At 72.1% G+C, this 21,632-nt stretch carries 20 protein-coding genes; 7 read left to right on the top strand and 13 right to left on the bottom strand.

What is annotated here, in order from left to right; translation table 11 throughout:
* Nucleotides 1-239: 239 nt before the first annotated feature.
* The 6 genes from VF289_RS10225 to VF289_RS10250 all read right to left on the bottom strand — a co-directional run bounded on the left by VF289_RS10225 (nt 240) and on the right by VF289_RS10250 (nt 5,262).
* Complete coding sequence (locus VF289_RS10225; RefSeq protein WP_330883701.1) at nt 240-947, bottom strand: GNAT family N-acetyltransferase; 708 nt, start codon at nt 945-947, stop codon at nt 240-242.
* A 150-nt stretch (nt 948-1,097) separates the two neighbouring features.
* A complete protein-coding gene (locus VF289_RS10230; RefSeq protein WP_330883702.1) occupies nt 1,098-1,868 on the bottom strand; it encodes a glycerophosphodiester phosphodiesterase in 771 nt (256 codons plus the stop codon).
* 112 nt (nt 1,869-1,980) lie between these two features.
* Nucleotides 1,981-2,361 carry a nuclear transport factor 2 family protein gene (locus tag VF289_RS10235; RefSeq protein WP_330883703.1) on the bottom strand — a complete coding sequence of 127 codons (381 nt, stop codon included), beginning with the start codon at nt 2,359-2,361 and terminating at the stop codon, nt 1,981-1,983.
* Nucleotides 2,362-2,448: 87 nt separating this feature from the next.
* Nucleotides 2,449-3,246: an SDR family oxidoreductase gene (locus VF289_RS10240; RefSeq protein ID WP_330883819.1), complete on the bottom strand. Its 798-nt coding sequence runs from the start codon at nt 3,244-3,246 to the stop codon at nt 2,449-2,451.
* A gap of 94 nt (nt 3,247-3,340) precedes the next feature.
* The gene (locus VF289_RS10245; RefSeq protein WP_330883705.1) at nt 3,341-4,822 is read right to left on the bottom strand and encodes a GmrSD restriction endonuclease domain-containing protein; all 1,482 of its coding nucleotides are present in this window, start codon (nt 4,820-4,822) and stop codon (nt 3,341-3,343) included.
* Between the two features lie 257 nt (nt 4,823-5,079).
* Complete coding sequence (locus tag VF289_RS10250) at nt 5,080-5,262, bottom strand: hypothetical protein (RefSeq protein ID WP_330883706.1); 183 nt, start codon at nt 5,260-5,262, stop codon at nt 5,080-5,082.
* Nucleotides 5,263-5,539: 277 nt separating this feature from the next.
* Between VF289_RS10250 and VF289_RS10255 the strand changes: the two genes are divergently transcribed.
* Nucleotides 5,540-6,811: an amidohydrolase gene (locus tag VF289_RS10255; RefSeq protein WP_330883708.1), complete on the top strand. Its 1,272-nt coding sequence runs from the start codon at nt 5,540-5,542 to the stop codon at nt 6,809-6,811.
* A gap of 442 nt (nt 6,812-7,253) precedes the next feature.
* On the opposite strand, the gene VF289_RS10260 is transcribed toward VF289_RS10255, so the two are convergent.
* Complete coding sequence (locus VF289_RS10260) at nt 7,254-7,994, bottom strand: TetR/AcrR family transcriptional regulator (RefSeq protein ID WP_330883709.1); 741 nt, start codon at nt 7,992-7,994, stop codon at nt 7,254-7,256.
* 80 nt (nt 7,995-8,074) lie between these two features.
* On the opposite strand from VF289_RS10260, the gene VF289_RS10265 reads away from it, so the two are divergent.
* The 3 genes from VF289_RS10265 to VF289_RS10275 are packed head-to-tail and all read left to right on the top strand — an operon-like array spanning nt 8,075 to nt 9,907.
* On the top strand, nt 8,075-8,641 hold the full coding sequence (locus tag VF289_RS10265) for a dihydrofolate reductase family protein (RefSeq protein ID WP_330883711.1): 567 nt from the start codon (nt 8,075-8,077) through the stop codon (nt 8,639-8,641).
* Between the two features lies 1 nt (nt 8,642).
* Nucleotides 8,643-9,344 (top strand): DUF899 domain-containing protein, encoded by a 702-nt coding sequence (locus VF289_RS10270; protein WP_330883713.1) that lies wholly within the window; start codon nt 8,643-8,645, stop codon nt 9,342-9,344.
* Nucleotides 9,341-9,907 (top strand): SRPBCC family protein, encoded by a 567-nt coding sequence (locus VF289_RS10275; RefSeq protein ID WP_330883715.1) that lies wholly within the window; start codon nt 9,341-9,343, stop codon nt 9,905-9,907. The genes VF289_RS10270 and VF289_RS10275 overlap by 4 nt, the downstream gene beginning before the upstream one ends.
* A gap of 281 nt (nt 9,908-10,188) precedes the next feature.
* Here VF289_RS10275 and VF289_RS10280 read toward each other — a convergent pair whose 3' ends face one another.
* Nucleotides 10,189-10,842 (bottom strand): hypothetical protein, encoded by a 654-nt coding sequence (locus tag VF289_RS10280; RefSeq protein ID WP_330883716.1) that lies wholly within the window; start codon nt 10,840-10,842, stop codon nt 10,189-10,191.
* Between the two features lie 147 nt (nt 10,843-10,989).
* Here VF289_RS10280 and VF289_RS10285 point away from each other — a divergent pair, with 147 nt between their 5' ends.
* Nucleotides 10,990-11,664, top strand: a complete 675-nt coding sequence (locus tag VF289_RS10285) for a TetR/AcrR family transcriptional regulator (RefSeq protein ID WP_330883718.1) — start codon at nt 10,990-10,992, stop codon at nt 11,662-11,664.
* 79 nt (nt 11,665-11,743) lie between these two features.
* Here VF289_RS10285 and VF289_RS10290 read toward each other — a convergent pair whose 3' ends face one another.
* The 5 genes from VF289_RS10290 to VF289_RS10310 all read right to left on the bottom strand — a co-directional run bounded on the left by VF289_RS10290 (nt 11,744) and on the right by VF289_RS10310 (nt 19,108).
* Nucleotides 11,744-14,482, bottom strand: coding sequence for a sugar-binding protein (locus tag VF289_RS10290; RefSeq protein ID WP_330883720.1), 2,739 nt, complete (start codon nt 14,480-14,482; stop codon nt 11,744-11,746).
* A 133-nt stretch (nt 14,483-14,615) separates the two neighbouring features.
* Entirely contained in the window at nt 14,616-15,803 is a 1,188-nt protein-coding gene (locus VF289_RS10295) for a carbohydrate kinase family protein (protein ID WP_330883722.1), read from the bottom strand.
* Complete coding sequence (locus VF289_RS10300; RefSeq protein WP_330883724.1) at nt 15,803-16,606, bottom strand: carbohydrate ABC transporter permease; 804 nt, start codon at nt 16,604-16,606, stop codon at nt 15,803-15,805. Before VF289_RS10300 ends, VF289_RS10295 begins: the two co-directional genes overlap by 1 nt.
* A complete protein-coding gene (locus VF289_RS10305; RefSeq protein ID WP_414644467.1) occupies nt 16,603-17,595 on the bottom strand; it encodes a carbohydrate ABC transporter permease in 993 nt (330 codons plus the stop codon). Before VF289_RS10305 ends, VF289_RS10300 begins: the two co-directional genes overlap by 4 nt.
* Before the next feature lie 151 nt (nt 17,596-17,746).
* A complete protein-coding gene (locus VF289_RS10310) occupies nt 17,747-19,108 on the bottom strand; it encodes an ABC transporter substrate-binding protein (RefSeq protein WP_330883726.1) in 1,362 nt (453 codons plus the stop codon).
* Between the two features lie 159 nt (nt 19,109-19,267).
* Here VF289_RS10310 and VF289_RS10315 point away from each other — a divergent pair, with 159 nt between their 5' ends.
* Together VF289_RS10315 and VF289_RS10320 are read left to right on the top strand one after the other, a co-directional pair.
* On the top strand, nt 19,268-20,038 hold the full coding sequence (locus VF289_RS10315) for a DeoR/GlpR family DNA-binding transcription regulator (protein ID WP_330883728.1): 771 nt from the start codon (nt 19,268-19,270) through the stop codon (nt 20,036-20,038).
* Nucleotides 20,035-21,555, top strand: a complete 1,521-nt coding sequence (locus tag VF289_RS10320; RefSeq protein WP_330883730.1) for a 6-phospho-beta-glucosidase — start codon at nt 20,035-20,037, stop codon at nt 21,553-21,555. Before VF289_RS10315 ends, VF289_RS10320 begins: the two co-directional genes overlap by 4 nt.
* Nucleotides 21,556-21,632 lie beyond the last annotated feature (77 nt).

Consider the following 21,632-nt stretch of genomic DNA (forward strand, 5'->3'; position numbering starts at 1 on the left):
GGGGCGAGGCTCGGTACCTCAGAGGGGGTCGAAGTCCTCAGGCAACGGCCACGCATCGCGATGGCGAGTCGTGCGGTCTGCAGTCACCGGGGCTGGTCATTCTCGGGCGCGCTCGTGCCATCTCCTTCGATGCGGCAATGCCCAGATTGGCCGGTATGGATCGTCGGGTGTCCAGAGCCCGTCAGCACCAGGACCAGAGCCGACGAGACCGAGGTGACGCCCGCGGTACGACGCCCCGCTCAGTCCCCGTCCTCGAGCCCTTCCCAGAGCCCGAACCGGGCGAAGCCCGCAGCGCGGGCAAGGGCGGCGGAGGGGGCGTTGTTGAGGTCGCAGCGGTACTGCGGCTCGTATCCGCGCTCGAGCGCCGCGGCACTGATCGCGCGCACGGTCGCCCGGCCCAGGCCCTGGCCGCGGAACTGCGGCAGGGTGATCACGCCGAGGTCCGCGATCGTGGTCCCGCCCCACGGGTACATGCTCGAGACGGAGGCCAGCTGCCCCTCACAGAAGGTGCCCACCACGAGCCAGTGGTCGAGCTCGACGAAGGCCTCGTCGAGATCGTCCTCGGGGGCCCGCTCGGTGAACTCGGCGAAGGCGTCGGCATCGGCGGCGGTGAGCTCGCGGGTGCGATCACCCCACGGCTCTGCACGCAGCGCCTCCTGCTCGGTGAGCGGCAGATGGAAGAGGTGGTCGGCGCTCGCGAGCTCGAGCCCGGCCTGCTCGAGGCGGGACTCGAACCCTGCACGATCCAGCCGCTCATCGGAGGCGAGGCCCAGCTGCTCGGCCAGGTACGGAGCGAGGGAGAGGATCCCTGCCGCATCGTCGAGGCGCAGCAGCGAGAGCGGGAGCTTCTCCGAGCGTGCGGGGTCGATGACCACCACCATCTCGCCCTCGGGGCAGGGGGCGAAGGCGGCCGGGAGCCGCTGGCTGGAGATGAGGGGGGAGAACATGGCGGCGGCCCTTCGCAGCGGATGACGAGATCGTCTCCGGAACCTATCGGAGGGCGCTGCGACCTGGAAGTTCTTTTCGTCGCCGCTGAGCCCGGCGCCGCGGCCCACGCCCCGAGCCGTGAGGCTCCCGGGCACACGCGGCGGCGCTCGTCACCCCCGCTGTGCGAGGGCCTCGTCGTACCAGGCGAACGCCGCCTGCGGGTCATCGACCGTGACGCCGTCCGCGCCGAGCGCCACGGCCTCCGCCATCGCCTCCGCGGAGCGGACGGGCCAGACGTGCACGCTGCGACCTGCGGCCTGCTGGGCCGCGACCACGTCGGCGGTGAGTCCGGTGCGGCCGCAGTGGAGGCTCGTGGCGCCGGTGCGCTCGAGCAGCTGTTCCAGCCCGCCCGGGTGCTTCTCCTCCACCGGCAGGCCGTGGACGATCATGCCGCGGCGCAGCCGGGGCACCTGCTCGCGGGCGCGGACGAGGGCGTCGGCCGAGAAGCTGGTGAGGTAGATCCGGCTCTCCACCTCGGGGTGCGCCCGCAGGAAGCCGGGCAGCAGGTCCACCACGGCCGGGTCCTTGATCTCCACCTGCAGCCTCACCGTCGTCGCCGCGCACGCCTCCTCGAAGGTGTGCAGGCGGTGCCCGTCCCGCAGCTTCACCTGCTGGAGCTCATCGAGGATCATCAGGGACACGTCGCCGAGGTCCTGGCCGGAATCGTCGGCCGCGAGGCGGTCCAGGGTCGCGTCGTGGACCACCACGATCCGATCGTCGGCGGTGGGGCGGATATCGAGCTCGAGCTCCGGGCAGCCCGTCTCCTCCGCCTGCCGGAAGGAGGCGAGGGTGTTCTCCAGGGTGTGGGCCATCGCGCCGCGGTGGCCCACGATCGTGAAGGACTCCGTCGCGGTGCTGGTCGCGGACTCGGTGCGGCTCATGGGCGTCATCGTGCCAGGTCTCGTTGCTGCGGTCGACGGCGGCCCAGGAGCGGCCGTGCCAGCCCACAGCTCTCCACGCGTGCTCACCAGGCGCCGCCGAGGGCATCGCTCGTCAGTGTGTGATCGTGGTCTGCTGATACAGCGTGAGCGCGGGCTTGCCCTGGCGCAGCGTGTAGTGGCTCGACATCAGGGCGACGAAGGGCTCGTCCTCGCCGTCCCGCGAGGCGGTCGCCCGGTAGACCAGGGCGGCACTGCCCTCCCCCGTCGGGACCAGGCGGGCGTCCTCGAGGGCGAAGGCGCTCCAGGCCGGGGAGTCGTCCAGGGACGCGGCGATCGTCGGCCGATCCAGCACCGTGCCGTTGACCAGGATCATCAGCGCATCGGCCATCATCAACTGCCCGTAGAAGGTGCCGCCCTCGTGGCGGGTGAGGGCCTCCCAGCCGCGGCGTTCCAGGGCGAGCAGGGCATCGAGGGTCAACGGATGGTCGCTCATGAGATCGCCTCGTCTCTCGGGGGCGTCGTCGTCCTGGCTCCGCACGGTATCGCGGACGCCCTCCCTGACCAAGGCGCGGGTGCCCCCTCAGGGCAGGATCGCGTCCGTGTACCCGCCGTCCACGCGCAGCGCCCCACCCGTGGTGGCCGAGGCCAGCGGCGAGGACAGGTAGACGACCATGTTCGCGATCTCCTCGGGGCGGATCAGGCGCTGGATCAGCGACTGCGGGCGGTGCAGCCGCATGAACTCCGCCTCCGCCTCCGCCCACGGCAGCGCCGGATCCACCAGCTGGTAGACGAAGTCCTGCACGCCCTCGGTGTAGGTGGGGCCGGCGATCACGGAGTTCACCGTGACGCCGGTGCCGGCGGCGTCCTTCGCGAAGCCGCGGGAGACGGCCAGCAGCGCCGTCTTGGAGACGCCGTAGTGGATCATCTCCGCCGGGGTGACGATCGCGGAATCGCTGGCGATGTTCAGCACCCGGCCCCAGCCGGTCTCCTTCATCCGCGGCAGGACGGCGCGGATCAGCCGCACCGCGGACATGACGTTCACGTCCCAGTAGCGCTGCCACTCGGCGTCCGTGACCTCGAGCGCCTGCGCGGCGCCGAAGATGCCGAGGTTGTTGACCAGGATGTCCACCTCGCCGGTCGCGTCGAGCGCGGCGGTGAGGCCGTCATCGGTGGTGACGTCTCCGGTGGCGGCGAGCAGCTGGTCGCGGTGGATCCCCGCGTCGGCGAGCGCGTCGATCGCCTCCTGGACCCTCTCTGAGGTGCGTCCGTTGACGGCGACGCGCGCGCCCGCCTCCGCGAGCTGCTGGGCGATGGCGAGGCCGATGCCCTGCGTGGAGCCGCTGACGAACGCGGTCCTGCCGGTCAGATCGATGCTGATCATGCGGGTCCTCCCTGTGGATGCGTTCCCGCTGGAACGCGCCGGGACGGAGAATCCTTCCGCGCTGGTCAGGGTCGGCCTGCGCAGTCAGGGGCTACTCGCATCCCACCCCGTCGCCATCGCGGTCCAGGTGCCGGGCGTAGCCGGGGTCACCCACCCGCACCGGGGCCGCACCAGCGGCTCGGGCGGCATCGCAGTTCTTGAAGTGGACGCTGCCGCCCGCCGAGCCGTTGTCCTCCTGGGGCGCGGGCTTCGGAGCGGGAGCCGGGTCGGGCTCCGGAGCCGGCTCCGGCTCGGGCTCGGGCTCCGGTGTGGGCTCGGAGTGCGTCGCCACCACGTCGCCCTCCCCCGTTGCAGGCCAGTCGTCGTCATCCTCGAAAGCGGCGAAGCCCTCGCAGTCTTCGAGCACGCGCTCCATGGCATCGGCCTCGGCGGGCTTGACCCAGAGGTCGTATTTCGCCTTCACCGCGATCTGCCGGGCGACGTACTCGCAGCGGTAGTCCTTCTTCGGCGGCAGCCAGGTCGCGGCGTCGCCGGCGCCCTTCTGCCGGTTCAGGCTCGCCTCGACCGCGAGCAGGTTCAGCGGGTCGTTGGCGAACTCGCGGCGCGTGTCCTCGTCCCAGGTTCCGGCACCCGTCTGCCAGGCGTCGGAGAGCGCCACCACGTGGTCGATGTCGATCGTGGAGTCGGTGCGGTCGAAGTCGACGGAGTCGCCGCTGTACGGGGAGTCCAGGGTGCCCAGCAGCACCACGCAGCCGCCCGTACCGCCCTTCAGCGTGATCTGGTCCAGGTCGCGGCGGAGGATGTCGTTGCGGGTGTCGCAGCCGTTGCGGTCCAGGTCTTCGCGCCACCCGAAGCTGTCGCGGTCGTAGCCGGTCTTCGGGGCACGGCCCTTCTCCTCGAGCTCGGCCAACATCGCAAGCGCTGTGCCTGGTGCCGCCTCCACCACCTCGGGCTCCGGCATGGGCGCCGGAGTGCTGGTGGCCGCCGCCGTCGGCTCCGACGTCGGGGAAGCGCTGGCGACAGGATCCGCAGTCGCTGCATCCTCGGCCTCCGTCGGTTCCTCCTCCGGGCTGCGCACGTCGTCCTCGACAGCTCCCGCGGCCTCGATCTCCGCGGGTGGCGGCGTCGGGGAATCGATCGAGCTGCCGAGGACGAACATGGCGAAGAACCCGGCGACGACCACACCGGAGATGATCCGCGAGGGCCACTTGATCGTCTCGAACTGCCGAAGAGGACGCCCTCTGGCATCCGTCGGCTGCCGCATCGTCAGAAGAGCGATGTCGACGGCCCACCAGACGAAGAGTCCGCCCGCCGTGAAGAACTTGAGCAGTCCCGTCTTCCAGCGACCGAGATAGAAGCGATCAGCGCCCCACAGACCGAAGAAGAGCGAGAGTGCCCAGGCGAGCGGGAAGCTCTTGGCCGACTCCGGAGCGGGTCGCTGCAAGGTCGCGAAGCCGGGCGCGGAGTGGCGCTCGTGCCGACCTCCCCTCTGCGGTGCCTGGCCGTAGCGGGGTGCCGTGGGCCAGTTCCTGGCGTCGCCGGACGGCGGTGGGTTGGGGTGTTCAGTGGGCATGCCGACTCTCCGATGCTGTCGCCGAAGTCCACGCGAATCGTGGACCGGGCCGTCGGCACCAGCCGCCCGCCCGTCGCCCGAGCGGGCTCACAGGAAGATTACGATTCAATCAGCGAGCGCGGCCGGAAAATCGCCCCTTGGTCAGCGACATCACACGGGTGTGCGGAAAAACGGCGGCGCGGACGCCTCGCTCTGACCCCTGTGGACAACAGCGTGTCGGCAGCAGCGTCTCGGCGCCACCCGTGAAAGAACTCGGCTCAGAGACCCACGAGGGTGACCACCACGAAGGTGACCACGAGCGCGAGCGCCACACCGAGGCTGCTGCGCCAGGTGGACTGCTGCTGACCCGCATCCGGGGTCTCGGGGACCACCGGAATCTGCGTAGTCTCGGCCGCGGCCTGCACTTCCTGGCCGACGGTGACGTCATGACGCGTTTCCATACGGGGGTCCCTCCTTCTCGCTGTTGGGGGAGCACATCGCACAGGCCTGGACACGGCCTGATCGGGCGCGGGATGCTCACGCGCCTGTTGTCCTCGCGACAAGAGTAGAGCCGCAGGTAGGCTGTGAAAAGGGGTGTCCAGCACGGGTCAGCGGGATCACACGGACAGTCCCCGCGCAGCACCCGCAATAGCTAGGCTCGGGAGCATCCGCCGACCCTGCTGCACCCCTTCCCGTCGGCCTTCGGGTGTGCGGCGGAGCACCGGGAAAGGATCCCTCATGACCTCTGCGACCGCACCGATCCCGACCCCACCGATCCCGACCACGCCCCTCCTCACAGCACCGATGGCCGCCGCTCTGGAGCAGTACGCCTCCTGGCAGGAGCCCCTGTTCGAGGATCTGCACCGCCATCCCGAGCTGTCGATGCGCGAGGAGCGCACCCGCGGGATCGTGGCCGAGCAGCTGAGCGAGTTCGGCTACGCGGTCCAGGAGATCGGCGGCGGCGTGGTGGGCGTGAAGGAGAACGGCGAAGGGCCGACGGTGCTGATGCGGGCGGACATGGACGGCCTGCCGGTGACGGAGGCCTCCGGCCTGCGCTACGCCTCCACCCACACCCAGCAGGACGCCGACGGCCGGACCCAGCCGACGATGCACGCCTGCGGGCACGACGTCCACATGGTCGCGGGGCTCGGTGCGGCGAGGCTGCTGGCCGAGCACCTCGGCGACTGGTCCGGCACCTATATCGCCCTGTTCCAGCCCGGGGAGGAGATCGCGGCCGGGGCGAGGGCGATGATCGAGGACGGCCTGCTCGACAAGGTGCCGGCGCCCGACGTCTGCCTGGGCCAGCACGTGCTCACCACCCCCGTGGCCGGGAAGGTCGCGATCGCGCCGGGACCGGTGATGAGCTCCTCGGTGTCGATGCGGGTGAGGGTGCACGGCTCCGGCTCCCACGGCTCGATGCCGCACCTGGGGATCGACCCGGTGGTGCTCGCCGCAGCGATCGTCACCCGGATCCAGACCCTGGTCGCGCGCGAGATCGCGCCCGGCGACTTCGGGGTGGTGACCGTGGGCGCCCTGCACGCCGGGACCAGCGCGAACATCATCCCGGACCGTGCCGAGATGTCGCTGAACGTCCGCGCCTACAGCGAGGAGATCCTCGAGCAGCTGGTCCAGGGCGTCCAGCGGATCGTGCGCGCGGAGTGCGAGGCGGCCCGCTCCCCGCAGGAGCCCGAGTTCGAGCAGTTCCACCACTACCCCGTCACCGACAACGACGAGGAGGTCACCCACGCGGTGCGCACCGCGCTGGTGGCGCAGCTCGGCGAAGAGCGCGTGGAGCACATGGACCCGGTGACCGCCTCCGAGGACTTCTCGATCCTCCCGGACGCCTTCGGGGTGCCGTACTGCTACTGGGGATTCGGCGGCTACGCCGAGGGGCGCGAGACCGCCCCGAACCACTCCCCGCTGTGGGCGCCGGACATGCAGCCGACGCTGCGCACCGGGACCGAGGCCGCGGCGAGCGCTGTGCTCGCACTGCTGGACGGGACCGGCTGAGAGGCGGCGGATAAGCGCGGGGCGCTGAGCACAGACGGCCCCACGCGCTGCGGGGCTGCTGGTGCTGCACTGGGCGATCCCTGCACCGGGTGCGGGGCGGAGGCGGGGGCGGCCCGGGCCCCTCGCCCGTGCCGCACCACCGCCCCTCCACCGGTCCGATCACCGCGCTCCGCCCTGCGGAGCCGGCATCGGCCCACCCCTGAGGGTCGAGAAACAGCCCGGGACCGGTGCCGCCGCGGCCCCTTCGCCCGGACGGCCCCCACCGTCCTGAGCGATTCCCGCAGCGGGCCGATCCCGCACCCTGTCCTCGCGTCCCCTGTGGGGCCCGCACCCAGTACCCGCACTCTATGAGCCCCTGACCTGGAGCGCGATGGGCTGAACTGCCTGGGCAGCACTCCCCGGGGAGAACTCCCCATGGCCTCCCCGGCGGAACTGCGGACGCTCAGCGGATCCCGGCGATGGCGTCCTCGACGACGCGTCCCGCGAGCTGCTGCACCGTGGCGGGCGGGACGCCGTGCAGGGGCCCGTGCAGCACCAGTTCGGCGAAGCCGTGCACTGCGGACCAGCACACGAACTCGGCCCCTGGCCTCCGTGCAGGAGCCAACGCTCCCGCCTCGACGCACCGATCGAGCGCCTCGACCAGGAGACGGAACGGCGGGACGGTCGCCGAGGGGCCGGCCCCGGTGCCCTCGCCACTTTCGCCGTCGCCGTCACCGTTCTCGCCGTCACCGTTCTCGCCGTCACCGCCCCCGTCGGCCGCCGACGTCGCCCGACGGGACCCCGCCCCGTCGGCCGGAGCCGGCTCCTCGCGCAGCGCGCCGAAGAAGCCGGTCTCGAACCAGCCGGGCTCCTCGAGCGCGAAGCCGATGTAGCCCAGGCCCACACCGCGCAGGCGCTGCAGGGCGCGCTCCGGCGGCGGGGCATCCGACGGGGTGGCCATGCCCTCGCGCATACGTGCGGCCATCCGCTCCTGGATCTGCCGGGCGACGGCATCCAGCAGGTGGGAGCGATCGCGGAAGTGCCGGTATGCGGCAGGCGGGGTCACGCCGGCACGCCGGGTCGCCTTCCGCAGCGACACTCCTGCCGGCCCGTCCGCGCGGGCGAGCTCCAGCGCCTGCTCCACCAGCGCGGCCCGCAGGTCGCCGTGGTGATAGGGACGTGACGCCGCGGGAACTGCCGGCACTGTTGACCTCCTGGGCCGTGAAGTTTACGGTGTTCACACCAATGTACACGGCATGCACAACGAAGTGAGTCGAGGACGTCATGAGGCCCCTGGTCATCACCCAGAACATCACCGCCGACGGCGCGATCGAGATGCTCGACGACTGGTTCGACCCCCTCGCCCAGGACGCGGACATGCTCGAGATCCTGCAGCGCGACAGCGACCGCTGCGATGCCCTGCTGCTGGGCAGGCAGACTTTCGAGGACTTCCGCGGCTTCTGGCCGGAGCAGACGGATGACCCCACTGGCATCACCGACGAGCTGAACACGCTCGAGAAGTACGTGGTCACGGCCACGATGACCGACCCCGCCTGGCAGCACACACAGCTGCTGGCCGGCGACCCGGTGGGGACGGTGCGCGAGCTCACGGCGAGCGGCGGCGCCGAGCCCACCGGCAAGGAGATCTCGCTGACGGGCTCGATCACGCTGTGCCACGCCCTGATCTCCGCAGGACTGGTGGACGAGTACCGGCTGTGGACCTATCCCTACGTCCAGGGCCGCGGGCGCCGGCTCTTCCCGGACGGCCACCGCGAGCACCTCGAGCTGCTCGAGCACCGCGCCTTCGACTCCGGAGTCACCTACACCCGCCTCGCCCCCAGGAAGGACTGACATGTCCATCACCCCCGCCCCTGCCCTGCCTCCCGTCACCGATCTCGAGACCTGGCAGCACGAGCTCGCCGCCCTGCGTGTGCGGGAGAAGGCAGCCACCCGCGAGCTCGACGCGATCGCCGCCCAGCGCCGACAACTGCCGATGGTCGAGCTGCCCGAGTACACGCTGCAGGGCGCCGAGGGGCCCGTGCGCCTGGTCGATCTGTTCGACGGGGCCTCCCAGCTCGTCGTCTACCACCACATGTGGCACGACGGCGCCGAATGGCAGTGCGGCGGCTGCACCGGCTACACCTCGCAGTTCACCCGCACGGACTTCCTGCACAAGTACGACGCCCGCTTCGTGATCGTCACCCAGGGCCCGATCGACCAGGCGCTGGCCTACAAGGAGAAGGTGGGCAACCGGATGGACTGGTACTCCACCGCGAACAGCGAGTTCGGGGCCGACGTGGACGCCCCGCCCGGAGGCGGCTTCGCCCTGAACGTGTTCCTGCGCGACGGGGAGACGGTCTACCGCACCTGGCACAGCAACGGCCGCGGCACCGAGCAGCTCAGCCACACCTTCCCCTTCGTGGACGTCCTCCCCTATGGCCGGCAGGAGGAGTGGCAGGACTCCCCCGAGGGCTGGCCGCAGTCGCCCACCTACGACAAGTGGCTGGACAGCGAAGAGGTCGCAGCGCTCTACGGGACGGAGAAGCAGGCATGACTGAGCACACGACAGACCACACGCCCGAGCACCAGGCTGATCGGGGGACCGCTCAGGAGCCCCGCGCGGTCGCGCCCCAGGAGGGGACCCGCTACGTCGTCTCCCGCACCGTCGGCGCCGACCCGTCGGCAGTGTTCGCGCTGCTCGCCGACCCCGCCCGTCATCACGAGACCGAGCCGACGGACTGGGTGCGCGGCCCGCTCGAGGCGGACCCGGCACCGCTGACGGAGGTCGGTCAGGTCTTCGGCATCGAGATGTTCCACAAGAACGCGAACGGCCGCTACGACATGCACAACCGCGTGATCGCCCTCGAGCCGGGCCGCACCATCGCCTGGCTGCCGGGCCAGTACGGGCCCGACGGCACCTGGGGCTCCGGCGGCTGGAGCTGGCGGTACGACCTCGCTCCCGAGGGCGAGGGCACCCGCGTCACCCTCACCTACGACTGGGGCGAGGTCCCCGCGCCGTTGCGCGAGGAGTTCGGCCTGCCGCCGTTCCCGCCGAGCTTCCTCGAGCAGTCCCTCGCGGCGCTCGAGAAGGCGGTCACCTCGGCGACAGCCGGCTGACCGCCGCCCGCTGCCCGACGCCCGGCGCCCGCCGCCCGGGCGAGCGCCGCCCGCCGCCTTCCGCCCGCCGCCTGCTGCCCGCTGCCCGGGCGAGCAGCGATTCTGCGCTGAGGACCGATGTCGCGCCCGACATCGGTCCTCAGCGCACAATCGCCGGGCAGAACCCCAGCCGGGCCGCGCACGCCGGGCGACGCACGGGACGGCGAGCAGCCCGGGACGCCCGGGACGCTAGGGAACGTAGGGACGCCAGGGACCGACGGTCGCAGCGGATGCCTCCCTGGTCAGTTCCCCGCCGCGTCGAGCAGCCAGTGGTAGCGCAGTCGCAGCGCACGTTCCGTGCTGGCGATCGCCGCCGCGAGGCCGAGGCTGATGGTCAGCCACAGCGGCAGACGGATCAACGGTTCGACCGGGCCGATCTGCTCGGCGATCGGCGGGATCTGCAGGATCGGTACGGCGATCTGCTGGAGCAGGAGCACGACGCCCACCAGCAGGGCCATGATCGAGACCGCTCCGACCACGCGACTCAGCACAGGCCGGCGACGCTCGAAGCGGGCGCGCCGGCCCTCCGGGGACCGGGGGTCGGGGGTGAGCTGGCGCGCGGCACCGCCGTCCTCGACGTAGTGGCAGCGCTTCAGACCGAAGCTGCTCATGGCGACCTCAATCGTGCCGCCCTCGACGGGGAAGAGCGCGGGCGCCCGGGAGACGGCATGCCGGCGGCCGTCCCGATACAGGTGGATCATGACGTAGCCGTTCTCGTCGGTCTTCCACTTCCGGGCATCCACCGAGTACCGCACTGCGCGGCCGTCCGGCTCCGCGAGGTCGAGGTGGAACAGGGAGCGTCCCAGCAGCTGCCACCACCGGAAGCGACCCAGGGCCGCCCCGTCGCCGGGCTCGATCCGTGCGACCGCCCGGCGCCGCCTCCACTGCTCGAACATCTGGCGCCTCCTCGGGGCTCCGTCTCCGACCAATACGTTGCACTGGTCCCGCTCGCAACACGCTAGTACACTGTGCTAGTACGGCGTATCGGAGGAAAGTAGGGGGCTCGGATGGACCACGGTCGAAGCTCGGGTGACGGTCGAGGATTGGGTGACGGTCGAGGAGCGGCCGAGCACAGCCAGGACGGCACGACCCCTGAACGGATCCTCGCCGCCGCAGCGGCGATCCTCGGCGAGGACGGGATCACCGCCCGCCTCAGCGTGCGGGCCGTCGCGGCTCGCGCCGAGGTGAGCATCGGCTCGCTGCGCCACCACTTCCCCACCCAGCAGGCGCTGCGGGACGAGGTGATGCGGCGGGTCTACGACTGGATGCTGCCCGAGAGCAGCATCGAGGACCGCTCGGTCCCGGCCCGGGACCGGCTGGTGGGCTGCCTGCGCGGGGTCCTCGACATGTCCGGGGCGGGCGCCGAGGCGCGGTCGAGCATGATCACCGTGACCAGCTCGTTCATCGCCGTGGAGCCCACCGAGCCGGTGCGGGAGGCGTATCTCGCGATGCAGCGCGACGGCCAGCAACGCATGGAGCAGTGGTTGCGGGCGCTCGCCGCGGAGAGGGCAGAGGACGAGGTGCTCGCGGCGGACGAGGGCGTCGGGGATCTCGTCGCCGAACGGGACATCGTCCGCGACGCCCGCTTCCTGGCCACCGTGCTCAACGGCCTCGCCCTGGAACGCGCGCTCCCCGCGGAGGACTCCCTGGCTCACGCCGAGACCGAGGCGCTGTACATGGCGGCCGACGCGGTGCTCGAGCCCCGTCCCCCACGCTGACCGGCCCGGCCGGCACGGAAACGTCCGACACGGGCGGGCGGCGGGCGCGGCACCGTCGGCCGCACCCGCCGCCGCAGGCTCACTCCACGACGGCGCTCGCCGCAGACGTGCCCTCCTCGGTCTCGACGGAGAGCACGAGGTGCACCGCCGCGCCGTCGGCCGCCTCACCGGAGAGCGGCACCTCGACGATGTCGCGCCCGGCCCCGATCTCGCGCGGATCGAGCGCGCCGACGATCGACGCGCCGTCCCACAGGAAGGCCCGCAGGGTGCCGGCCCGGTCGGTGCGCACACGGGCGGTGACCCCGCCGTCGGCCCTCGCGAGCTGGTCCACCCGCAGCGCCTTCGAGGGCAGGGCCGCGGCACCGCCGAGACCGGTGCCGTCGCCTGCGGCCTGCAGGATCGAGGCCGGGGACTCGACCGAGCGGGCTGCGGTGTCCGGGATCCGGGGCTCCACCGGCGCGGACTCCCCGGCCGGCAGATCCGGCAGCTCGAGCACGCCCCAGCGGGAGGGATCTGCCTGGATTCCCGGGAAGGTGGACCAGCCGATCCGGGACTGGCCGGTCTGGTCCTGGGTGTCGGAGTCGTAGACCACCACGTTGAAGCCCATGTGCGTGGGGTCGATGCCGTCGGGCAGCTCCGCGAAGGGGATCCGCGTCTCGAACAGGTAGCCGCCGTAGGGATCGGAGACCTCCGCGGCGATCCGCACGCCCGGGGCGGTGTCCGCGATCGGGCCCTGACGGTTGTCGTGGTCACGGCCGGCCACCGGAGCGCCCACGCCGCCGTTCACCGCGGTGCCGGGCAGGGCGCCGAGGATGAAGGTGGTGGCGGTGTTGTCCGAGGTGCCGCGCGGGTCGATCATGATCTCGATCGAGTCGGTGCGGAAGCGCTGCTTGTTGTCCTCCGGCGGCAGCAGGGCACCCAGCACATCATCAGTGACCTGCACGAACACGTACAGGTTCTCCTCGTCGTAGGTGACCCAGGTCCGGCCCGAGGCGTCGGCGGGCTCCACCGGGTCCCCTTCCCAGAGAGTGCCGATGTCGATCCCGTCCCCGGGGTACTCGCCGCTCCCCCTCGCGGCATCCACCTCCACCCCCTCGGTGCGGGCGGCGACCAGGCTCGGCACCAGGTACAGGCCCTGGGCGACGGGGGCGGTGACGCCGGCCGCGGTGGCGGTGACCGTCACCGGGTACACCCCGCCGTCCGGGGCGCGGTTGGCGGTGGGGAGCGACTCGTCCGTGTTCTCCAGCCGCACCTCGACGCGCTTCTCGCCCTGAGCGGGGACGCCCTCGACCCTCAGCTCCGCCGGCTCCGCGGTGATGCCGTCCGGCAGCTCGAGCATCACCTCGGCGTCCTGCACGTCCGCGGAGTGGTTGCGCACCACCACCTCGACGGTCTCGGCGCGGCCGGAGCCGAGGGTGTACCGGGCGGGGACCAGGGCGTCCAGTCGCTGCATGCCCAGCTCCGCTGTCCACTCCAGGAACTCCGCGATCTCGGGGCGGTCCTCGAGCCCGGCCTCGACGTAACCGGCGGTGCGCAGCGGCAGCACGTTCTCGCCGTCTCCCTTGCGGGAGGTGACCCGGGCGCGCAGCAGCACGTGCTGGCCGGGCTCGGTGCCGGCCGGCGCCGTCACGGAGAAGGTGGCTGTGCGCCGCTGCTTCGCGGGGATGGTCCCGATCCCCTGGCGCCGCCCGACGGACCAGCCCTCCGGGGCCCCGAGCTCCACCTGCACGCCCGGAAGGGCGCTGCCCGGAGAGCCGATGGTCACGTCCACCTCGACCGGGGCGCCGGGCAGGACGGCGAAGGTGCTCGCGCTGATCTCGAGCGTGGTCCCCAGCGGCAGCCCGCCCGCGATCGGCAGCGTCGCGCCCTGCAGTGCGGCGGTGTCGGAGCTGGTGGGATCCGCCAGCGGAGTGCGGGAGTCGATCAGTGTGAACCAGGTGGCGGGGATCTGCGCCGGGTCGGTGGGTGAGGGCGGGATCGCGAACCAGCCCTGCGTGCGGTAGGCGTGCACGGAGTCGTCCCGCACCGCGCTCCAGCGCTTGCCCCACGTCTCGGACTCGGTGCCGTTCCAGGCGCCGAACACCACGTCGCTGGCGACCTCGGGCTCGTAGCCCGCGGCGACGGCCTCCGGGCCGGTGCCGGCGCTGCCGTTGGAGCCCGAGCGCAGGATCCGCGCCGGGGAGAACGGCTCCAACCCCTCCTCGAAGTGCTCGGGGAAGACGTCCTCTCGGCCTGCCAGCAGATACGCCTCGACGGCGAACATCGCCGCCTGCTGGTGGTTGCCGTGATTGCCCTCGACGGCGGAGGGGTTCATCGTGACGATGACGTCGGGCCGGGTCGCGCGGACCACCCGGATCACGCGGCTGAGCGCCTCCGCACCGCCCCACACGTCATAGGTCAGCGGGGCGGAGAGGGTGTAGAAGAAATCCACCGCGTCGAGGGTGAAGACGTGCTCGATGCCGGCATAGCCGACGGCGATACGCTCCTCGCCCTCGCGGAGCAGGCCCAGCGCCGGACCCTCCTCAAGGCCCACGGCGTTGCCGCCGCCCTCACCGCGGGTGAGGGTGATGACCCCGGCGCGCTGGCCCTCGTACTCGTTCCACTGTCCGAGGGCCGCCAGCGTCCAGGCCTCGTCGTCCGGGTGGGCGCCGATGTAGAGGATGTCGAGGTCGACGGTGCCGTCGGCGAGAGCGCGCTCCGTCGGGGGCAGGCCGGGGAGATCCAGCGCGGTGGCCCCGGCGGCGAGGCCGAGCACGGCCGATCCCTGCAGCAGCCGGCGGCGGGAGAGGGAGGGGGTGGAGGGAGTGGTGATCGACATGCGGTGGTGCCTTCTCTCTGATGATCGACGCGGCGATGCGTCGGGTCGGGGGACGAGTCAGCGGGAGGCGCGGTGTGAGGGCCGCGGAGCAAGGGACCGGGCAGGACAGGACCGGGCGGCGGGCCGAAGGGGCTCAGTGCCGCCCCGCGTCGGAGCGGAGCGCGAAGGTGCCCTGGGCGCGGCGCCGGCCCTGGACGGGATGGTCGGGGACGACCTGTTCGAGGAAGCGGTACCCGCCGCGGGTGTATCCGGCGCGGAGGTTCCCGCCGTCGGCCGCGGCGGAGAGCGCACCCCACCAGTCCATGATGTCGCCCCAGCCGGGGGCGGCCAGGGAGCCGCCGAACTGCTGCACGGCGAGGCCGGAGCAGAGGGACCCGAACTTCAGACGCTCCTCAAGGGGCCAGCCGGCCAGGGTGCCCAGCACGATCGCGGCGGCGAACACGTCCCCGGCGCCGGTGGTGTCGATCGCGGTGACCGGGACGGCGGGGCAGTACGCCTCCTCGCCGGTGGCCCCGTCGATCGCGTAGGAGCCGTGGGCGCCGTCGGTGACCACCGCCAGCGGCACCTTCTCGGCGAGCGCCCGCACGGCCCGGTCGGGGCTGTCGGTGCGCGTGTAAGCCATCGCCTCGAGCGCGTTGGGGGTGAAGGCGTGGCAGTGAGCGAGCGGGGCGAGATCGGCCACGTCCCAGCGGCCGGTCTCGTCGAAGCCGATGTCCGCGAAGATCAGCGAGCCGCGACGGGCGAGGTCCGCCCACCAGGAGGTCTCCCCCGCGAGGTCCACCACGGCGGCGCGGGCGTACGGCGCCTCCGCGATCAGGGTGGACAGCGGTTCGGGCAGCTCGTGGCCGTGGGTGGCCATGGCGCGGTCCCCGTCGGCCGCGATCGAGACGGTCAGCGCCGAGTGGAAGTCGGTGAAGCGGCGGGAGGCGGAGAGGTCGATGCCCTCCTCGTGCGCCATCGTGTGCCACATCCAGTCGGCGTAGGCGTCGTCCCCGAAGCCGGCGACGAGGCCCGTGCGCAGGCCCAGGCGGGCTGCGGCGGTGGCGAGGTTCGCGATCCCGCCGGGGCTGGAGCCCATGCCCTTGCTCCACAGCTCCTCGCCGGGCCGGGGCAGGCGATCCATGCCGGTGAAGACGATGTCGAAGAACACCGTGCCGGAGAGCAGCACGTCCAGCGGCGGGTCGCCCTCGGTGCGCTGGGCGGCCAGGGGGTCCCAGTCCTGGCACTCGGCGGCCCCGGGCGGGGCGGGGGTCGAGGCGCCGGCGGGGTGGGAGGGGTCGGCGGGGTGGGAGGGGTCGGCGTCGGTGGGGCGTTCGGTCATCACTTGGCGACTCCTTCGAGCATTCCGCGGATGAAATGGCGCTGCAGGAACAGGAACAGGATCACGGTGGGCAGGGCGACGATCACGGCGCCCGCGGCGAGCAGTGCGGTCTCGGAGGTGTACTGGCCCTGGAAGTTCGCCAGCCCCAGCGGGGCGGTGCGCAGCGAGCCGCCCGGCGCCATGATCAGCGCGATGAGGAACTCGTTCCAGGTCCACATGAACACCAGCACCAGCATGGTGACGATCGCGGGCCGGGAGGCGGGGACCAGGATCCGCACCAGGGCCTGCAGGGGCCCGGCGCCGTCGAGCGCCGCGGCTTCGACGAGGCTCGAGGGCATCGCCCGGAACTGCGCCCGCAGCCAGAACGTGCCGAAGGCGATCGACTGCGCGACCTGCGGCATCGCGATCGCGATGTAGGTGTCGGTCAGGCCCAGGGAGCGCAAGTCGAAGAACAGCGGGATGATCGTCGCCTCGGAGGGGATCATCAGCCCCAGCAGGAACAGGTAGAACAGCACCGTCGCACCCCGGAAGCGCATGGTGCCGAAGGCATAGCCGGCGCCGATCGCGAGCACGGTCGCGAGGCTCACCACGATCGCGGCGACCACCACCGAGTTCCCGAGCGACTCGCCGAACCCGCCGATCGTCCAGGCACGGGCGAAGTTCTCCAGGTGCAGCCCGCCGCTCTCACCGAGCGGCGCGGAGACGGAGGTGGCGAGGATGGTGAGCACGGGCAGCAGCGCGAAGGCGGCGAAGCCCAGCAGGATCACGTAGTTCAGCGTTGTCTCGGCGCGGGAGACCCTCATGACTCACGCTCCCCGATCCGGGTGACGCCCACGTTGATCACGAAGATCAGCACGGTCAGCACGATCGCGACTGCGGAGGCGGAGCCGACGGACCGCAGCTCGAAGGCCCTGAAGTACACCTCGAAGCTGGGGACGGTGGTGGTGTTGCCGGGACCGCCCGAGGTGGTCATGTAGACCAGGTCGAAGGTCTTCAGCGCCGCGATGATGGTCAGCACGAGGGCGACGGTGATCTCGCCGCGCACCGCGGGCAGGGTGATGGCGAAGAACTCCCTGACCGCGCCCGCGCCGTCGAGGCGGGCGGCCTCGAACAGCTCAGCGGGGATGCGGCTCATGCCCGAGAGCATCAGGAGCATCACCAGGCCCATTTCCACCCAGGTGCCGATGAAGCCCACCGCCGCCAGCGCCGTGCCCGGGTCGCCGAGCCAGCCGCGGGCCAGGGCATCCAGGCCCACCGCCCGCAGGGCATCGTTCAGCAGCCCGTAGGGGGAGTAGATCTGCCGCCACGCCACGGCGACCACGACCAGGGCGATCACCTGGGGCAGGAAGATCACGGTCCGGAAGAAGCCCATCCCCCGCACCTGCCCGCGGCGCAGGATCGCGGCCAGCACCAGGCCGACGACCAGCGGGATCACCGCGTAGAAGACGATCAGGACCAGCGCGTTGCCGATCGCGCGGAGGAAGGCCGCATCCCCGGCGAGGTCCACATAGTTCCCCAGCCCCACGAAGGTGGAGGCGCCGAAACCCTTCCACTCGAACAGGGAGAACTGCGCGGCCCGGCCCAGGGGGTAGAGCGCGAACGCGCCGTAGACCAGGAACGCCGGCAGGATGAACAGGTACGGGATCAGCGGGCCGCGCGCGACCGCCGAGGGCCGGGCGCGACGCCGGCGGGCACGGGTGACGCCCCGTGCACCACTCCGCAGGCTCCCGCCGGTGTCGCCCGCGGGCCTATGGCGAGGTGAGCTAGCAGATATGCCACCTCGCGTCGCCATAGGCCCATCCGCGACGCGACCCGCCGCCCCATCGGCCGCGCCGCCCACCGCACCGCTCACCGCACCATCGGCCGCACCGCCCACCGCACCATCGGCCGCACCGCCCAACGCACCACCCGCCATCCCGCCGGTCGTTCCGGACGTCATGGGGTCAGGACCCCTCGGTGAACGCGGCGTAGTCCTCCTGCAGGGTGCCTGCGGCGCCGGCCGGATCGGTCTGGCCGCCGATGAGCTCCTGCAGGGTGGCGCCGGCGGTGTCGGCGAAGGAGGGCGTGGCGTAGTCGAGGTAGGGCAGCAGGGTGCCGCCTGTGGAGACTGCGTCGAACGCCTCGTAGATGTCCTTGTTGACCCCGGAATCGGGGGCGAGCTCGGCCGTGCGGTTCACGGGCATGCCGCCGTTCTCGGCGATCATCTCCATCGCGTCATCGCTGGTGATGAAGTCGATGAAGGCCGCGGCCGCGGCCGGATTCTTCGCACCGGCGGGGATCGAGAAGGGGATGCCGGTGCCGCCGGTGGTGGCGACCTTGCCGTCGGCCCCGGGCGGCGGGGCCATGAAGCGCAGGTCCTCGCCCATCACGGCCTCCATGTCAGGGCCCAGCCAGGAGCCGCCGATCAGGAGCACGCCCTCGCCCTCGGTGTACCGCGGCCAGGCATCGTCATAAGCGAGGCCGTTGGGGGATTCGCCGAGCGCTCCGCTGCTGCCCCAGTCGGCGAGCTGGGTGAGGGCGGCGAGATTGTCCTCGGTGGTCCAGTCCGCGCCGGAGTTGCCCATGCCGAGGGTCACGATGGTCTCGGCAGGGACGAAGTTCGCCTGCAGCGGGCCGAAGACGTGCAGTGCCGGCCACTGGTCGAGGTTGCCCAGCGCGATCGGCTGCTCGTCCGCCTCGACGGCGGCCTCGACCAGGGAGAACACCTCGTCCCAGGTGGTCGGCGCCTCGAGGCCCAGCGCGTCGAGCTTCTTCTGGGAGTAGTAGATGCCGCACACCTCGCCGGTCTGGGCGAGGCCGTAGAGGTTGCCCTCGCCGAAGGTGACACCATCCTCGGAGTAGCTCATCTTGCCCAGCACGCTCGGGGCGAAGCGGTCCGTCCAGCCGTAGGCCTCCGCGTAACCGGTGAGGTCGGTGAGCAGTCCGTCGGCCACGAAGGTGCCCATGTCGCCGCGGGCGTTGTTGACCTGCAGCACGTCCGGCACGTCGTTCCCGGACAGGGCGAGGCCGGTCTGCTGCTGGAGATCGTCGAAGGACTGCGAGTTCCGCTCGACGGTCACGTTGGGGTACTTCTCCCCGAACGCACCCAGCAGCGCCTCGATCGCGTCGTTCTGCGCGCCGCGGACCTCCTGATCCCACACCACCAGGGTGATGTCGCCGAGGGCGGCTATGTCGGTGTCGACCTCGTCGGCCGCGGGAGCCGGGGCCCCGCCGCCCTCCCCGCCGTCGGAGCCGGGGGCGCAAGCCGCCAGGAGTCCGAGCCCGCCGAGCGCTGCGCTGGTTCCGAGGAAGTTCCGTCGTCGCATGATGTCCTCCTGTGTGATCGGCGGCGTCGCGCCATCACGGTCGCCGGGCCGGGCGGATGCCGGTGTGGTTCAAGCCACCATGATGACATGAGCTGCACGGAACTGCACGCTCATGCTCGAACATGCGCGAAACTGCTTGCGCAGTGCTACGGTGACGCCATGCTCAGCGAAGAACGGCACCAGGCGATCACGGCGGTCATCCACCGCCGGGGCACCGTCACGGTCGCCACGCTGACGGAGGAGCTGGGCGTCTCCGAGGCCACGATCCGCCGGGACCTCGACGTGCTCGATGAGGCCGGCACCCTGCGCCGAGTGCGCGGCGGCGCCACCCTCCGGCGCGGCTCCGTGCGCCCCGAGGCCGATCCGCGCTCCTTCGCCGACGTCGCCGGCTCCGCCACCGCCGCGAAGCGGGCGATCGCCGAGCGCGCCTGCTCCCAGGTGGAGGACGGCGAGGTGATCGCCCTGGACATCGGCACCACGGTCGCGGCGATGTGCCCGCTGCTGGCCGAGCGCTCGCTCACCGTGGTCACCGCCTCGCTCGCCGTGGTGCGCGCGCTCGCCGCCGCCCCCGACATCGACATCATGATCCTCGGCGGACTGCTGCGCCCCAACTACGACTCGATGGTCGGCACGCTGACCGAGTCCGCGCTCGCGCAGGTGCGCGTGGACCGCGCCTTCCTCGGCGCGGCCGGGGTGCGACCCGACGGGGCGGTGCTCGACTCCACCCCCAGCGAGGTGCCGATCAAGCGCGGCCTGCTCGAGGTCGCCGCCCGCTCCTACCTGCTCGCCGATCACGAGAAGTTCCCCGGCTCGGGGTTCCTCGAGGTGGCGCGCCTCTCCCGCTTCACCGCTCTGATCACCGACCACTCCCCCCTGCCCTTCGACATCACCCTCCCCGAGGGGGAGGACGTGGAGGTACTGCTGCCATGAAGCTCGCCATCCTGGGAGGCGGAGGGTTCCGCGTGCCCCTCGTGCACGAGGCGGTCGCCACCGCCGCCACCGGGCTCACCGTCGACGAGATCGCCCTGCACGACGTCGACCCCGCGCGCCTGCGCACCATCGCCGCCGTGATCCGGGCCCAGGGCGAGGAGCTCACCGCCTCCGGCCGCGCGGTGGCCCTCCCCCGCCTCACCGCCACCACGGAGCTCCGCGAGGCCGTGACCGGCGCGGACTTCGTGTTCTCCGCCGTGCGGGTGGGCGGCGCCGAGGCCCGCACCGTCGACGAGCGGGTCGCACTCGGACTCGGCCTGCTGGGCCAGGAGACCATCGGGCCCGGCGGACTCGCCTACGCGCTGCGCACGATCCCCGTCGCCCTCGACATCGCTTGCGCGATCGCCGAGGTCGCCCCGGACGCCTGGGTCATCAACTTCACCAACCCCGCCGGGATCGTCACCGAGGCGATGCGCACCGTGCTCGGGGACCGCGTGGTGGGCATCTGCGACACCCCCATCGGCCTGGTGCGCCGAGTGGGCCGCCTGCTGGACGTGGACCTGGTGGCCGCGGAGCGCGGGGCCGGGGCCGACGGGACTGGGGCCGGCGGGACTGGGGCCGGCGAGGCCGAGTCTGAGGCCGCGGCGAGCTTCGACTACGTGGGCCTGAACCATCTGGGCTGGCTGCGCTCGGTGACGATCGACGGGGAGGACCGCCTCCCGGCCCTGCTCGCCGACGACGCCGCCCTCGAGGAGATCGAGGAGGCGCGCCTGATCGGCAAGGACTGGGTGCGCGCGGACGGCGCCCTGCCCAACGAGTACCTCTTCTACTACCTGCACACCTCCCAGGCGATCGATCGGATCACGGGGGCCGCGACCACCCGCGGGGAGTTCCTCGCCGCGCAGCAGGGTGACTTCTATCTCGCCGCGGGCGCGGCCGACGGGCATGTCGCGGGTGCGGCCCACGGGGCAGAGGCCGACCCGTCGGCCGACTCCTGCTGCACCTCGCCGCTGGACCTGTGGCGCTCCACCCTCCACGAGCGCGAGGCGACCTACATGGCCGAGTCGCGCGACGAGGAACGGCGCGAGGAGGACATCGCCGGCGGCGGCTACCAGGAGGTGGCGATGCGGCTGATGACGGCGCTGGCCACGGGGCGTCCGGAGCGGATGATCCTCGACGTGGGCAACGCGCCCGCAAGTGCGGACGCCGCCCCGGAGCAACGGATCGTGCCCGAACTGCCGGCCGATGCCGTGATCGAGGTGCTGTGCGTCGTGGACGGCGAGGGCGTGCACCCCCAGCCGGTGGCTCCGCTGGAGCTGGGCCGGCTGGGGATGATGAGCACCCTGCGCGCCGCGGAGCGGAAGATCCTCGAGGCCGCGAGGACCGGATCCCGCGAGGCGGCTTGGCAGGGATTCTCCACACACCCGCTGGTCAGCTCGCCGGAGCTGGGTCGGCAGCTGCTCGAGGGCTACATCGCCGGCCACCCGCAGATCGCGGACCTGCTCGGCGAAGGCTGAGCGGCCGACTCCGCTCGGCGGGTCCGTGCGCCGTGCCGCGGGCCGCGGCGGCCGCCGGCCCGGAGCCCCCGGGCCGG

Origin of the sequence: Brachybacterium sp. (genome assembly GCF_036379615.1) — a bacterium.
Taxonomy (GTDB): Bacteria; Actinomycetota; Actinomycetes; order Actinomycetales; family Dermabacteraceae; genus Brachybacterium.